Raw genomic sequence first — 13398 nt, 5'->3', positions numbered from 1 at the left:
TCTTGCATAGCGACTTCCCCCGCTATGGTGGGCGACGTGCAGGAACGCAACCAGTCCGCCTCGCTCAGGCGTGCGCTGACGGTGCTCGACCACGTACGCGAGCACTCGGGCCTGACGCTCACCCAGCTCGCCGAGGCGGTCGGCCTGTCCAAGAGCACGGTGCTGCGGCTGACCGTGCCGCTCGTCGAGGCCAAGCTGCTCGACCGCGACCGCAGGACCGGCGTCTACCGCCTGGGCCACGGCACGCTCCGGCTCGGGCAGGCCTACCTCGCCACGCTCGACCTGCGCGCCGTGGCGGCCGAGGAGTCGCACCGGCTGATGAGCGAGGTGCGCGAGACCGTCCACCTGGTCGTCCACGACCACCCGCACGTCGTCTACATCGACAAGGTGGAGAACGAGGCGAACGTGCGCATGGCCTCCCGCATCGGCAGCCGCGGCCCCCTCCACTCCACCGCCGTGGGCAAGGCCATCCTGGCCTGGCTGCCCGAGGAGCTCCTGGCCGAGCTGGTCCTGGAGCCCAGGACCAGGCACACGATCACCGACACCGAGCGGCTGCGCGCGGAGCTGGCGCACATCAGGCGCCGCGGCTACGCCGTGGACGACCGCGAGAACGAACCCGAGGTGCGCTGCGTCGCCGCACCGATCTTCAACCACCACGACGCCGTCGCCGCGGCCATCTCCGTCTCCGGCCTCACCTCGCGCATCACCGCCGCGCGGGTACGCGAGCTGGGGCCGCTGGTGGCCGGGGCGGCGGCGCGCATCTCGAGAAAGCTGGGTAGCACGAGCCGATGACTGAGCTGGTGACCTTCGGCGAGACCATGGCCCTGTTCGCCGCCCGCCGCACGGGCCCGCTGCGCTTCGCCCGCGACTTCGACCTCGGCCTGGGCGGCGCCGAGTCCAACGTCGCGATCGGCGTGGCCCGGCTCGGCCACGACGTGACCTGGATCGGCAGGGTGGGGGCCGACGAGTTCGGCGACCTGATCCGGGCCACGCTCGCGGGCGAGGGCGTGCACGCGCACGCGATCCCCGACCCCGCCGCGCCCACCGGTCTGATGATCAAGGGCAGGCGCACGGCCGACCTCATCGACGTGCGGTACTACCGCAAGGACAGCGCGGGCTCCCGGCTGAGCCCCGCCGACCTCGACCCCGGCCTCATCCGCGCCGCCAGGGTGCTGCACGTCTCCGCCATCACGCCCGCGCTGTCGCAGTCGGCGCGGGAGGCCGTGCGCCACGCGATCTCCGAGGCGCGCTCCGCCGGGGTGACCGTCTCGCTCGACGTCAACTACCGGCGCGCGCTGTGGACGCCCGAGGAGGCGGGGGCGTGGCTGCGGGAGGCGGTCGGCGAGGTGGACGTGCTGTTCGCGACCGAGGCGGAGGGCCAGCTGATCGCCGACGTCGAGGGGGCCGAGGAGCTGGCCAGGGCGCTGGCGGGGCTGGGGCCGCGGCACGTGCTGCTCAAGTTCGGCGCCGAGGGGGCGATGGAGCTGTCCGGCGGCGTCGTACGGCGGGCGGAGCCGTACCGGGTGACGGAGGTCGACTCGGTGGGCGCAGGAGACGCCTTCGCGGCCGGCTGGCTGGCCGACTGGCTGGCGGGGGCGGAGCCCGAGCAGCGGCTGGCCACCGCGTGCGCGGCCGGCGCGTTCGCCGTCACCAGCCAGGGCGACTGGGAGAGCCTGCCCCGCCGCGCCGACCTCGACCTGCTCCGCCGCCCCGCCGACGGCGTCAGCCGCTGACCACCACCGGCCCGGCAGCCAGCGGCCCGGCAGCGCGGTGGCGCGGTGGCGCGGTGGTCGGCTGTGTTGGGAAATGCGGTGCAGTCCCGACATGTCGTAGCCTGCCGGAATGCTTGATCACCATCTCGACGCGCTCTTCCAGGCCGCCGCCGACCGCGACCCCGACCGGCTCTTCGGCCACGCCTCGCAGCTCTACGCGGCCACGGAGACCGCCGACGAGGCGACCCTGTCCGCCGTGGCGGCCCGCTTCGGCGCGGTCTTCGACCTGGTGCCGCCCGGCATCGGCGCCCGCCTGGGCATCGTGGCCGGCGCGCTGGCCGAGCGCGGCGCCGACCCGGTCCCGCTGGCCGAGCCCCTGGTCGACCAGCTCACCGGGCTGCTGGAGCAGTCGGCGAGGTTCGCCGCGGCCTGGCGGTCGGCCACCGGCGAGGAGCCGCCCGAGCCCGACGACAACGACCCCGGCTGGCTGCAGAGCACGGCCGGCCGCCTGACCGGCCTGCCGGAGCGGGAGGCGTTCGGGCTGGCCGACGCCTGGGCGAGCGTCCACATGGCGCACATGCCGATCCTGTCCATCCTGCAGCTCTCCCCGAAGCTGCGCGCCGCGCTGCCCGGCCGCGAGCGCCTGGTGGCGGCCCTGTCGGCGGTGGCCGGCGACCGCGACGACCTGGAGTGGCTGGCCGGCCTGCTCGCGGTGCTGGAGGACGAGCACCTGATCGTCCTGCACAGGGAGACCGGCCGCGGCTACGAGGTCGTCATCGGCGGGATCGGCGACAACTTCCAGCTCCACACCCTGCTGGCCGACGTGGTGAGCGGCCCGTCCGACCACGGGCTGATCGAGGGCGTGCAGCCGGACCCCGAGTGGGTCATGGCCGCCTCCGACGGCGACGTGGATCCGGAGGACGGCCCGGTTCACGGCCAGTTCAACCTGGTGGACGCCTACGGCAAGTGGATCTGGAACGAGGGTGTCCCCGCCGACATCCCGCGGCTGGACGGGGTGCGGGTCGTCGTCCTCGACCCGCCGCCGTACGCGCGGTCGTGGAGCCCCGGCAGGCGCTACCCCATGATGCCGGGCACCATCCGCCTGGAGCGGATCCTGCCGGCCGACGAGGCCGCGGCCTGGATGGCCAGGATCGCCCCGGAGGGCGGCACCGAGTAGGCCCGATCCGGCGGCGCGGGCCTCGGTCATGGAACCGGGCCGCACCGGCCCCCGATCGGCGACGGGCCGATCGGGGCTCAGCCCTTACCATGTGGGGCATGAAGCGCCCTCTCGGAGAGCTCGAATCCACGATCATGGACAGGATGTGGTCCTACCGCAGGCCCGCCTCCGTCCGTGACGTGCTCGAGGACCTCCGTACGGAGCGCGATATCGCCTACACCACGGTCATGACCGTGATGGACAAGCTGCACACCAAGGGCCTGCTGCGGCGCGAGCCGGTCGGCCGGGCCTACGTCTACGAGCCGGTCGCCACGAAGGAGGCCTACACCGCCGAGCTGATGCGGCACGCGCTGGCCACCAGCGGCAACCAGGCCGCCACCCTGGTCCACTTCCTCGAGCGCCTCACCCCGGAGGAGGCCACCGCCCTGGAGGCGGCGCTGCAGGTCTTCCCGCCCGGCAGCCGCCGGTAGGAGCAACCTTTGCCCGTTTCCGTTCCGGCCTTGAGGGCAGGCGGGGAAGATCTCGTCCCGGGGAAGGAACAGTGCGATGACAGACGTTTCGGGCATGGGTTCAGGGCCTGACGACAAGCGCGAGGTGCTCACCAACCGGCAGGGGCACCCGGTCTACGACAACCAGAACCAGCGCACGATCGGCCCGCGGGGCCCGGCGACGCTGGAGAACTACCAGTTCCTGGAGAAGATCAGCCACTTCGACCGGGAACGCATCCCCGAGCGCGTGGTGCACGCCAGGGGCACGCTCAGCTACGGCTACTTCGAGGCGTACGGCAGGCTCGGCGACGAGCCGATCGACCGCTACACCAGGGCCAAGCTCTTCCAGCAGGAGGGCAAGCGCACGGACGTCGCGGTGCGCTTCTCCACGGTCATCGGCGGGCGCGACTCGGCCGAGACCGCCCGCGACCCGCGCGGGTTCGCCATCAAGTTCTACACCGAGGACGGCAACTGGGACCTGGTCGGCAACAACCTGGCGGTCTTCTTCATCAGGGACGCGATCAAGTTCCCCGACGTCATCCACTCGCTCAAGCCGGACCCGGTCACCTTCCGGCAGGACCCGAACCGGATCTTCGACTTCATGTCGCAGACTCCGGAGAGCCTGCACATGCTGGTCAACCTGTTCAGCCCGCGCGGGATCCCGGCCGACTACCGGCACATGCAGGGGTTCGGGGTGAACACCTACAAGTGGGTCAACAAGGACGGCCAGTCGTTCCTGGTGAAGTACCACTGGATGCCGAAGCAGGGCGTGCGCAGCATGACCGAGGCGGACGCGGCGGCCGTGCAGGCGCACGACCTGGGCCACGCCACCAAGGACCTGCACGACGCGATCGAGCGCGGCGACTACCCGGAGTGGGAGCTGCTGGTCCAGATCATGAGCGACGACGAGCATCCCGAGCTGGACTTCGACCCGCTCGACGACACCAAGGTCTGGCCGGAGAACGACTTCCCTGCGCTGCCGGTGGGCCGGATGGTGCTGAACAGGAACGTGGAGAACCAGTTCGCCGAGAACGAGCAGTCCGCGTTCGGCACCGGCGTGCTGGTGGACGGGCTCGACTTCTCCGACGACAAGATGCTGATCGGCCGGACGTTCTCCTACAGCGACACGCAGCGTTACCGGGTGGGCCCGAACTACCTGCAGCTCCCGGTCAACCAGACGAAGGCGCCGTGCCGTACCAACCAGCGGGACGGCCAGATGACGTACTTCGTCGACACGGCCGGCGAGAGCCCGCACATCAACTACGAGCCCTCGCTGCGCGGCGGGCTGCGCGAGGCCCACTACCCGCACCCGGACGAGGTGGGCCCGGTCGTCACCGGCCGCCTCACCCGCAAGCGCATCCCGCGTACCAACGACTACGTGCAGGCCGGCCAGCGCTACCTGCTGATGGAGGAGTGGGAGCGCGACGACCTCGTCCGCAACCTCGTCGCCAACCTCAAGCAGTGCGACCGGATCATCCAGGAGCGCATGGTCTGGCACTTCCTGCTGGCCGAGGACGACCTGGGGCTGCGCGTCGGCGAGGGGCTGGGCATCACGCCGGACGACGTGGCGGGGCTGGAGCCGTTGCAGAGCCAGGACCTGACCGACGAGGACCGCAGCCGGCTGGCCAAGCTGGGCAGGAACGGCCCCCGCGACGTCGAGAACCTCAAGATGACCCACTGCGTGCCGAACGAGCGCGCGGCACACGCCGACCGCTGACCGCTTCTCTTTACGTCCGCCTCTCCTGGAGAGAGGCTGGACGTAGGGAGGTGGTCGTCATGGAGTACAAGCAGTGGAACGTGCAGATCTGGATCAGCGAGGATGACGACGACGCTCTGACCACGGCCACGGCCGTGCTGTTCACGCCCGACGGCAAGCGGCACGAGAGCGTGTCGCACGCCCGCCGCAACCCGACCGACCAGCCCGTGCCCGGGATCGGGGACGAGCTGGCCGTCGGACGGGCGCTGTCGGACCTGGCCTCGAAGCTGATCGAGGACGGCGCCGCGGACGTGGCCCAGTTGACGAGCCCCGCGCAGCGGAGCCCTGTCTAGAGCAGCCCCGCTCAGAGGAGGCCCGCTCAGGCAGGCCTGCCTAGAGGAGCCCGGCGCCGGCCAGGAGTTTGCCGATCCGGCCGACCTCGTCCTCGTTCAGCGGGATCTGCGGCAGCGCGGTGATCGGGCAGTCGATGACGCCGCGCAGGTGCAGCGCGGCCTTGAACGCCCCGAGGCCCGACGAGCTGCCGCCCATGCGGTCGCCACCGACGTGGACGATCTCGAACAGCCTGACCAGGCGTTCCTGCTCGGCCCTGGCCGCCTCCCAGTCGCCCTGGGAGGCGCACCGGTACAGCTCGACGTACCCCTGCGGGTCCACGTTGCCCAGCCCGGGCACCACGCCGTCGGCGCCCATCCACAGGGCGGAGTCGACGGTCACCTCCGACCCGGTGAGCACGCTGAACGGCGCCTCGCGGCCCATGACGACCGCGCGCAGGCCGCCGTCGTCGCCGCTGGAGTCCTTCAGCCCGGCCAGCACGCCTTCGGCGGCCAGCTCCAGCACCAGCCCGGCGCTCAGCTTGGTGTGCACGGACACCGGCAGGTCGTAGGCGTAGACGGGCAGCCCGGACCGCTGGGCGATCGTCCGGAAATGGGTGCGGATCTCCTCGGGATGCGTGCGCGTGTAGAACGGCGCGGTCGCCACCAGCCCGGACGCCCCGGCCTCGGCGGCGACGCGCGCGTGTTCGAGCACCCGCGGCGTGGTCATGTCGATCACCCCGGCCAGCACCGGCACCTGGCCGCCCACGTGTCCGGCCACGGTGTCCAGCACCGTGCGTCGCTGCGCGTCCGTCAGGTAGGCCACCTCCGACGAGGAGCCCAGCACGAACAGCGCGTCCACCCCGCCGTCGATCAGGTGGTCCACCAGCCGCACCAGTGAGACGGTGTCCACCTCGTACTCGGGGGTCATGGGGGTGCACACCGGCGGGATCACACCGGACAGCGTCGCGGGCTCGGCGACGTGAGAAGGCGTCGCGGGCTCGGCGACGTGAGAAGGCGTCGCGGCCTCGGCGACATGGGGAATCGTCATACTCGCTCCTGGATCAGTTCGATGTCGGTCGCCCCGGCCGCCACCGGATGGTGGCAATGGAACAGGTGGTCGCCCTCGACCGTCGCCTCGGGCATCTCGGCGGCGCAGACGTCGTCCGCGCGCCAGCACCGCGTGCGGAACGGGCAGCCGCTCGGCGGCCTGGTGGCCGACGGCACGACGCCTACCAGCGGGATCGGGTTGATCGGCGAGATCAGCCCGGGCGTGGCGGAGAACAGCGCCCTGGTGTACGGATGCCGCGCGCCCAGCGGCACCGACTGCGCCGGCGTCCGCTCCACGATCCTGCCCAGATACATGGTGACCACGCGGTCGCTCATCCTGCGGACCGTCTGGATGTCGTGCGAGACGAAGACCAGCGCCAGCCCGAGCCGCTCCTTGAGGTCCAGCAGCAGGTTGAGTATCTGCGCCCGCACCGACACGTCGAGCGCGCTGGTCGGCTCGTCGGCCACGACGAGGTCGGGTTCGAGCGCCAGGGCCCTGGCCACGGCCACGCGCTGCCGCTGGCCGCCGGAGAGCTGGCCGGGCAGCGCGTCGGCCGCGCCGGCGGGCAGCCCGACCAGGTCGAGCAGTTCCCGTACGCGGGCGTCGCGCTGGGCGGGGGTGCCGCGGCCGTGCACGTTGAGCGGGTCGCGCAGCACCTGCCTGATCGGCAGCCGCCGGTTGAGCGCCGTGGACGGGTCCTGGAAGATCATTCCCACGCTCGATCCGACCAGCTCGCGCCGCTCGGACTCCTTCATCCCCCACAGGTCCCGGCCGCGGAAGGTCACGGTGCCCGCGGTCGGCTTCTGCAACCCGACCAGCACCTTGGCCAGCGTGGACTTGCCGCATCCCGACTCCCCCACCACGCCGACCGTCTCGCCGGGGTTCACGACGAGGTTGGCGGCGGTCAGCGCGTACACGCGGTCGCGCCCGAGCAGGCCGCCCGAGCGGGCCTTGTGCACGACGTGCACGTCCTTCAGCTCAAGCATGCTGCTCGCTCCTCACCAGCGTCTGCGCCGGGTGGTGGCAGGCCACCTGGTGCGTGGCGTCCCCTTCCAGCACCGGTTTCTCGGTACGGCACACGTCCGTGGCCATCGGGCACCGGTCGGCGAAGCGGCAGCCGGGCGGGAAGTCGGCCGGTGCCGGCACCACGCCGCGGATCTGCGTGAGCCGTTCGGCACCCGCCTCCAGCGACAGCACCGAGCCGAGCAGGCCGCGGGCGTAGTGGTGGGCGGGCTTGCCGACCAGGGACGCGGTGACGCCGGTCTCGACGATCTGGCCGCCGTACATGACGACCACGCGGTCGGTCACGTCGGCCACCAGCGCCAGGTCGTGCGAGACGAGGATGAGCGCGAACCCGAGCTCCTCGCGCAGCTTCAGCAGCAGCTCGATGACCTGCGCCTGCACGGTCACGTCGAGCGCGGTGGTGGGCTCGTCGGCGACGATCAGCTTGGGGTCGCGCGAGAGCGCCATGGCGATCAGCACGCGCTGCCGCTGCCCGCCCGACAGCTCGTGCGGGTAGGCCGACAGGGTGCGGCGGGCGTCGAGCCCGACGAGTTCGAGCAGCTCGGCGGGGGTGCGCCGGCCGCCTCGCCGGGTGAGCTGCTTGAGCTGGGCCTTGATGGTCATGGCCGGGTTCAGCGAGGAGAGGGCGTCCTGGTAGATCATCGCCATCTCGTGGCCGAGCAGGCGGCGGCGGGCGCGCCTGGGCTCGGCGAGCAGCTCCCGCTGGTCGAAGCGGACGTGGCCGCTGACGCGGGCGTCGCGGGGCTGCAGGCCCATGATGGTCAGCGCGGTCAGCGACTTGCCGCAGCCGGACTCGCCGACCAGGCCGAGCACCTCGCCGGGGCGTACCTCGAAGCCGATGCCGTCCACGATGTCGACGCCCTCGGCGAAGCCGATCCGCAGCCGCTCCACGGCGAGGATCGGCGGGCCCTGCGGCAGCGGGCGGGCCCGCTCGGCCAGCCTGCGCGCGGCCTCCTCCAGCCCCGGCAGCTCGACGATCTCGCCGGAGCCGGGCCGGGCCTGCTCGAACGCGTCGTCGTCCTTGCGCACCTGCGCCTTGCGTGCCGCCGGGGCGGCCCAGGCGTCGGAGATGCCCTCGGCCAGGATGTTGAGCGCCAGCACGGTGATGAGGATGAGCAGGCCGGGGAAGACCGTGGCCCACCAGCCGCCGAGCAGCACCAGGTTCTTGCCGTCGGCGATGACGCTGCCCCAGGACGGGTTCGGCGGGCGCACGCCGGCGCCGATGAACGACAGCGACGCCTCGAACACGATCGCGTCGGCCACCATCACCGTGCAGAACACCAGCACGGGCGCGGCGCAGTTGATCGCGACGTGCTTGACCACGATGTGCGGCGTGCGGGCGCCGATGATGCGCTCGGCCGCCACGTAGTCCTCGCCGTACTGCGCGATCACGTTGGCCCGCACGACGCGGGCCACGGACGGCATGTAGAGGAACGCCATGGCCATGACCAGCACGGGGATGCTGCCGCCGAACACGGCCACGAGCACCGCGGCCAGCGCGATGCCGGGGAAGGCCATGATCACGTCGAGCACGCGCATCAGGGTCTCGTCCACGGCCCTGCGCGAGGTGGCCGCGACGGCGCCGATGACCGCCCCGGCGACCAGGGCCAGCCCGGTCGCGCCGAGGCCGATGATCAACGACCAGCGGGCGCCGTACAGCAGCCTGGACAGGATGTCGCGGTTGGCGCTGTCGAGCCCCATCCAGTGCTGGGCCGACGGGCCTCCGCCCGCCGCCTCCTGGAAGTACGGCGAGTGCGGCGCGATCCACGGCGCCAGCACCGCGGCCAGCACGACCACCGCGATGATGCCGACCGAGACCCACGACAGCGGCTTCAACCGGCGGAAGGCGAGGCCGGGCCGTGCGAGGCGCTCTGTCAGTCCACGTCTCATGTGGCACTCCTGAGGCGGGGGTTGACCAGCAGGTACAGGATGTCGACGACCAGGTTGACGACCATGAAGCCGATCGCGATGGTCAGCACCACGCCCTGGACGACGGCCGGGTCGCCGTCGCGCACGGCGTTGATCATGAGCTGGCCCATGCCGGGCAACCCGTAGATCGTCTCGATCACGACCGTGCCGCCGATCAGGTAGCCGATGCGCAGCCCGAGCACCGTGAGCGGGTTGATCAGGGCGTTGCGCAGCACGTTCCGGCCGACGACCACGATCATGGGCAGGCCGCTGCCGATCGCGGTGCGCACGTAGTCGCGGTCCAGCTCCTCCACCATCGACGTACGGATGATCCGGGTGAGCTGGGCGGCGATCGGCAGCGACAGCGACAGGGCGGGCAGCGTCATCGACTGCAGCCAGCCGGCGAGCGAGTCGGCCGGGTTGATGTAGCCGCCGGTCGGGAAGAGCCCCTCGCCGACGGCCAGCCACTGGATCATCAGCAGCGCCAGCCAGAACGCCGGAGCCGCCACCCCGATCAGCGACACCATGCGGATCACCTGGTCGGGCCACCGGTCGCGGAACAGCGCCGCCGTCACGCCGAACACCAGCGACAGCACCACCGCCACGGCCAGGCCGAGGAAGGTGAGCTGCAACGTCAGCGGCAGCGCGGTCGTCACGGACTCGAGGACCGGCTTCTTGGTCAGCACGCTGGTGCCCAGGTCGCCCTGCGCCAGGTCCGCGACGAAGCGCACGTACCGGACGGGCAGCGGGTCCAGCAGGCCGTTCTCGAGCTGGAACTGGTGGATCTGCTCGGGGGTCGGGTTCGCGCCCTGGAAGTAGGCGTACTCCGGTTTGACGCCGGAGAAGCGCATGACGATGAACACGAACGCGATCACGCCGAGCACCAGCGGGATCAGGATGAGGAGCCGCCGCAGCAGCATCCGGGCGACGAGCGTCATGTCCTCTTGGCCTGCAGCAGGTTGATGCCCGGGTACGGCTGGGCGCGGATGCCGGACAGCTTCTTCGGGTCCCAGGCGGTCATCAGCTCGTTGTGCACGACCGGGTAGAGGATGGCCTGCTCGGCCACGAAGTCCAGATATTTGTGGATAAGCTCCGTGCGCTTGGCCTTGTCCGTCTCCTTGGCGGCCTCGTCCATCATCGCGAACAACTTCTCGGCGTCCTCGGTGCCGTCCCAGTGGGCGTACTTCATCCACAGGCCGCCGGGCACGTAGTTGTAGTGCAGGATCAGGTCGGCGTCCATGCCGAACTGGTTGGGGTTCGAGGCCGCCGCGACGACCTGGTACTCCTGGAACTGGTCCATCTTCGTGAACAGGGCGGCCGTGTCCTGCGGCTCCAGCGTCGTCTTGATGCCGACGGCCTCCCAGGAGGAGGCGATGGTGGGCAGGCAGTCGGCGATCCAGCTCACGTTGACGGCCATGAGGTTGATCGTCAGGTTGCTGACGCCGGCCTCCTTCAGCAGCGCCTTGGCCTTCTCCGGGTCGTGGTCGTAGACGACGGAGGCCCGCTGGTGGTCGGGGTGGCCCTCGTTGAGGAAGGAGCTGGAGGCCGTGCCGTGGCCCTTGAGCGCCACGTCGATCATCTTCCGCTTGTCGATGGCGTAGTGCAGGGCCTGGCGCACCCGTACGTCGTCGAACGGCTTGGTGGCCGTGTTGAACATCAGGAACATGTGGTTCATGCCCTTGCCGCCCTCGACCGTCAGCCCCTGCTGCTTGAGCTGCTCGACGTTGGCGTACGGGATGTTGTCGGCGATCTGCGCCTCGGCGGACCCGCCGGAGATCTTGGCCACGCGGGCGGCGGCGTCCACGATCGTCAGCCAGTTCATCTTCTTGACGGTGGCGGGGCGCGGCCCGTTGTAGCCGTCGAACGCCTCGAACGAGGTGTTGGACTTGGGGTTGTGCGCGGTCAGCCGGTACGGCCCCGAGCCGACGGCCTTGCCGCCCTTGGCCTGGTCCCACGCGCCGGCCTGGCTGAAGACGTGCTTCGGCATGATCTTGGCGATCGTCAGGCGGGGCGCCGCGTCCGGGAACGGGAACTTCAGCACCAGCTCCACGTTCCTGTCGTCCACCTTCCTCACCTCCCGCAGCCAGGACTTGAAGAAGTTGCCGGCCAGCACGTTGTCGGGGCCGAGGATCCGCTCGAAGGTGAAGACCACGTCGTCGGCCGTGACGGGCTGCCCGTCGTGCCACTTGGCGCCGTCCCTGAGCGTGAACTTCCACGTGGTCGCGTCCGGGTCGGCGGGCAGCGCGGTGGCGAGCGCGGGATAGGGCTCGCGGGTGATGGGGTCGGTGTCCAGCAGGCCCTCGTAGACGTGGTTGATGCCGGCCATGGCGAAGGCCGAGGCGGTCTGCGTCGGGTCCCAGCTCTGGTCGTTGCCGTACCCGATGACGGCGGTGATGAGGTCCTTGTTGGATCCGGCGCCGACCGAGCCGGTCGAGGCCGGGCCTCCGGAGCAAGCGGAGAGCGTGGCCGCGATGAACGCCGCCGCACCGGTCGCCCCGCTGTAACGCAGGAAGTCGCGGCGACTGAACTCAGAGCTCACGGTTGCCTCCTGAAGATGATAGGACGTGGGACATCCCATGTCCTACGATGTGCGTAAGGTGGACGCTAATTGCCACCACGGCTTGAGGTCAACGGAAGATTTCCGGATTGTTACCTGTGATGAAAGGATTCTTCATGACCACAGTCCCGCGTCCGGCGCGCCCGAGCCGCGCCGTCGAGGCCCAGGAGGGCGTCAAGGACCTCATCGTCAGACGCGGGCTGGTGGCGGGCGACCCCCTCCCCACCGAGTCGGAGCTCATGGAGGAGCTCCAGGTCAGCCGCAACTCGATCCGGGAGGCGCTGAAGGCCCTGCAGGCGGTGGGCATCGTGGACATCCGCCACGGCTTCGGCATGTTCGTCGGCCGCATGTCCCTGGCCGGGCTGGTGGACGAGCTGACCTTCCACAGCCGCATCACCCTCCAGAACGGCGCGAACCACCTCGCCCACCTGGTCGAGATCCGCGAGATCCTGGAGACCGGCCTCGTCCAGCGCCTGATCGAGCTGGGCCCCGAGGTGGACCTGACGCCGGTCGCCGAGGTCATGGCCCGGATGGAGAGCGAGGCGCAGGCCGGGCTGGTCTCCCCCGAGACCGACCGCCTCTTCCACGACGTCCTCTACCGCCCGCTGGGCAACCCCCTGGTGAGCCGGCTCCTGGGCGCGTTCTGGGACGTCTACTACCAGCTCCGCGACGCGCTGGGCGCTCCCGACGAGCCGCCCGCCGACGTGGCCAGGCGGCACCGCGACATCTACACCGCCGTGCTCAAGGGCGACAGCGACGCCGCCGTGGCCGCCGTGCACGCGCACTTCGAGGGCGTGCGCAACCGCACGGCCAGGATCGGCGGCTAGCGGCTCATGAAGCCGGCCAGCGCTCGACGCGCCGCCACCGCCCCCGCCACTCGCCGAACCACTGCGCGAACCACGGGTGCGCCCCGGCCAGCGGCATGATGTACGCCACGGTCTCCAGGTAGTAGCGCCGCTGGAACCGCCACGCCATCCGGTGCAGCTCCTGCACGTTGCTGACCCGATCCGACAGCTTCACCAGCACGGCCCGCGGCGGCGCCTTGACCAGCGAGGCCAGGTAGTCGGCCTTCGAGCCGCCGCCGGGCTTGGTCACCCACCGCACGAGCGCCGCCACCTCGGGCCCGAAGCGCCGCGCGACCTCGCCCTCGGTGCACGACGTGTCCTCCAGCACGTCGTGCAGCACGGTGGCCACCAGCACCTCCCTGTCGCTCAGCCCCGCGCCGGTCACCGCCACCTCCAGCGCCTCCAGCAGGTGCTCGACGTACGGCCGCCCGGTCGGCCGCTGCTGCGACCCGTGCATGCGCCGGGCGAAGGCGACCGCGTCGCGCAGGGAGGCGACGGTGGACGCCGGGAGCGCCCGGCTCAGCGGGCCTTCCGCGTGCGCCCAGGACGGCCAGCTCGTGAAGATCTGCATCCCGCTCCTTCGCATGGGTGGTGCCGCGAGCGTGTCCTAGG

13 protein-coding genes are annotated in these 13398 nt (G+C 71.1%); 7 read left to right on the top strand and 6 right to left on the bottom strand.

Translation table 11 applies throughout. The annotated features are described in order from the left end of the window. The first annotated feature begins 36 nt into the window (after nucleotides 1-36). The 6 genes from AB0I79_RS15540 (at nucleotide 37) to AB0I79_RS15515 (ending at nucleotide 5426) form a co-directional block, all read left to right on the top strand. Nucleotides 37-792 (top strand): IclR family transcriptional regulator, encoded by a 756-nt coding sequence (locus AB0I79_RS15540; RefSeq protein WP_357872552.1) that lies wholly within the window; start codon nucleotides 37-39, stop codon nucleotides 790-792. Continuing rightward, a complete protein-coding gene (locus AB0I79_RS15535; protein ID WP_357872549.1) occupies nucleotides 789-1733 on the top strand; it encodes a sugar kinase in 945 nt (314 codons plus the stop codon). Before AB0I79_RS15540 ends, AB0I79_RS15535 begins: the two co-directional genes overlap by 4 nt. Before the next feature lie 109 nt (nucleotides 1734-1842). Next, complete coding sequence (locus tag AB0I79_RS15530) at nucleotides 1843-2889, top strand: hypothetical protein (protein ID WP_357872547.1); 1047 nt, start codon at nucleotides 1843-1845, stop codon at nucleotides 2887-2889. Nucleotides 2890-2987: 98 nt separating this feature from the next. Beyond that, nucleotides 2988-3359 carry a BlaI/MecI/CopY family transcriptional regulator gene (locus tag AB0I79_RS15525; RefSeq protein WP_357872545.1) on the top strand — a complete coding sequence of 124 codons (372 nt, stop codon included), beginning with the start codon at nucleotides 2988-2990 and terminating at the stop codon, nucleotides 3357-3359. Nucleotides 3360-3435: 76 nt separating this feature from the next. Next, nucleotides 3436-5094, top strand: a complete 1659-nt coding sequence (locus AB0I79_RS15520) for a catalase (protein WP_357872542.1) — start codon at nucleotides 3436-3438, stop codon at nucleotides 5092-5094. Between the two features lie 59 nt (nucleotides 5095-5153). Further along, nucleotides 5154-5426: a DUF1876 domain-containing protein gene (locus AB0I79_RS15515; protein ID WP_357872540.1), complete on the top strand. Its 273-nt coding sequence runs from the start codon at nucleotides 5154-5156 to the stop codon at nucleotides 5424-5426. Nucleotides 5427-5466: 40 nt separating this feature from the next. Here AB0I79_RS15515 and AB0I79_RS15510 read toward each other — a convergent pair whose 3' ends face one another. Genes AB0I79_RS15510 through AB0I79_RS15490 form a run of 5 tightly spaced genes read right to left on the bottom strand, consistent with a single transcriptional unit; the run spans nucleotide 5467 to nucleotide 11923 of the window. Next, nucleotides 5467-6453, bottom strand: coding sequence for a dihydrodipicolinate synthase family protein (locus AB0I79_RS15510; protein WP_357872537.1), 987 nt, complete (start codon nucleotides 6451-6453; stop codon nucleotides 5467-5469). Continuing rightward, nucleotides 6450-7439, bottom strand: coding sequence for an ABC transporter ATP-binding protein (locus AB0I79_RS15505; protein WP_357872534.1), 990 nt, complete (start codon nucleotides 7437-7439; stop codon nucleotides 6450-6452). Before AB0I79_RS15505 ends, AB0I79_RS15510 begins: the two co-directional genes overlap by 4 nt. Next, nucleotides 7432-9366, bottom strand: a complete 1935-nt coding sequence (locus AB0I79_RS15500) for a dipeptide/oligopeptide/nickel ABC transporter permease/ATP-binding protein (protein WP_357872531.1) — start codon at nucleotides 9364-9366, stop codon at nucleotides 7432-7434. Before AB0I79_RS15500 ends, AB0I79_RS15505 begins: the two co-directional genes overlap by 8 nt. Continuing rightward, complete coding sequence (locus AB0I79_RS15495; protein ID WP_357872529.1) at nucleotides 9363-10322, bottom strand: ABC transporter permease; 960 nt, start codon at nucleotides 10320-10322, stop codon at nucleotides 9363-9365. Before AB0I79_RS15495 ends, AB0I79_RS15500 begins: the two co-directional genes overlap by 4 nt. Further along, complete coding sequence (locus AB0I79_RS15490; RefSeq protein ID WP_357872526.1) at nucleotides 10319-11923, bottom strand: ABC transporter substrate-binding protein; 1605 nt, start codon at nucleotides 11921-11923, stop codon at nucleotides 10319-10321. Before AB0I79_RS15490 ends, AB0I79_RS15495 begins: the two co-directional genes overlap by 4 nt. 134 nt (nucleotides 11924-12057) lie before the next feature. Between AB0I79_RS15490 and AB0I79_RS15485 the strand changes: the two genes are divergently transcribed. Further along, entirely contained in the window at nucleotides 12058-12768 is a 711-nt protein-coding gene (locus tag AB0I79_RS15485) for an FCD domain-containing protein (protein ID WP_357872523.1), read from the top strand. A 4-nt stretch (nucleotides 12769-12772) separates the two neighbouring features. Here the strand turns inward: AB0I79_RS15485 and AB0I79_RS15480 are convergent, their stop codons facing one another. Then, nucleotides 12773-13357: an HD domain-containing protein gene (locus tag AB0I79_RS15480; RefSeq protein WP_357872521.1), complete on the bottom strand. Its 585-nt coding sequence runs from the start codon at nucleotides 13355-13357 to the stop codon at nucleotides 12773-12775. Between the last annotated feature and the right edge of the window lie 41 nt (nucleotides 13358-13398).

Source organism: Nonomuraea sp. NPDC050202 (genome assembly GCF_040656115.1).
Taxonomy (GTDB): Bacteria; Actinomycetota; Actinomycetes; order Streptosporangiales; family Streptosporangiaceae; genus Nonomuraea.
This window is presented reverse-complemented; position numbering and strand designations above follow the sequence as displayed.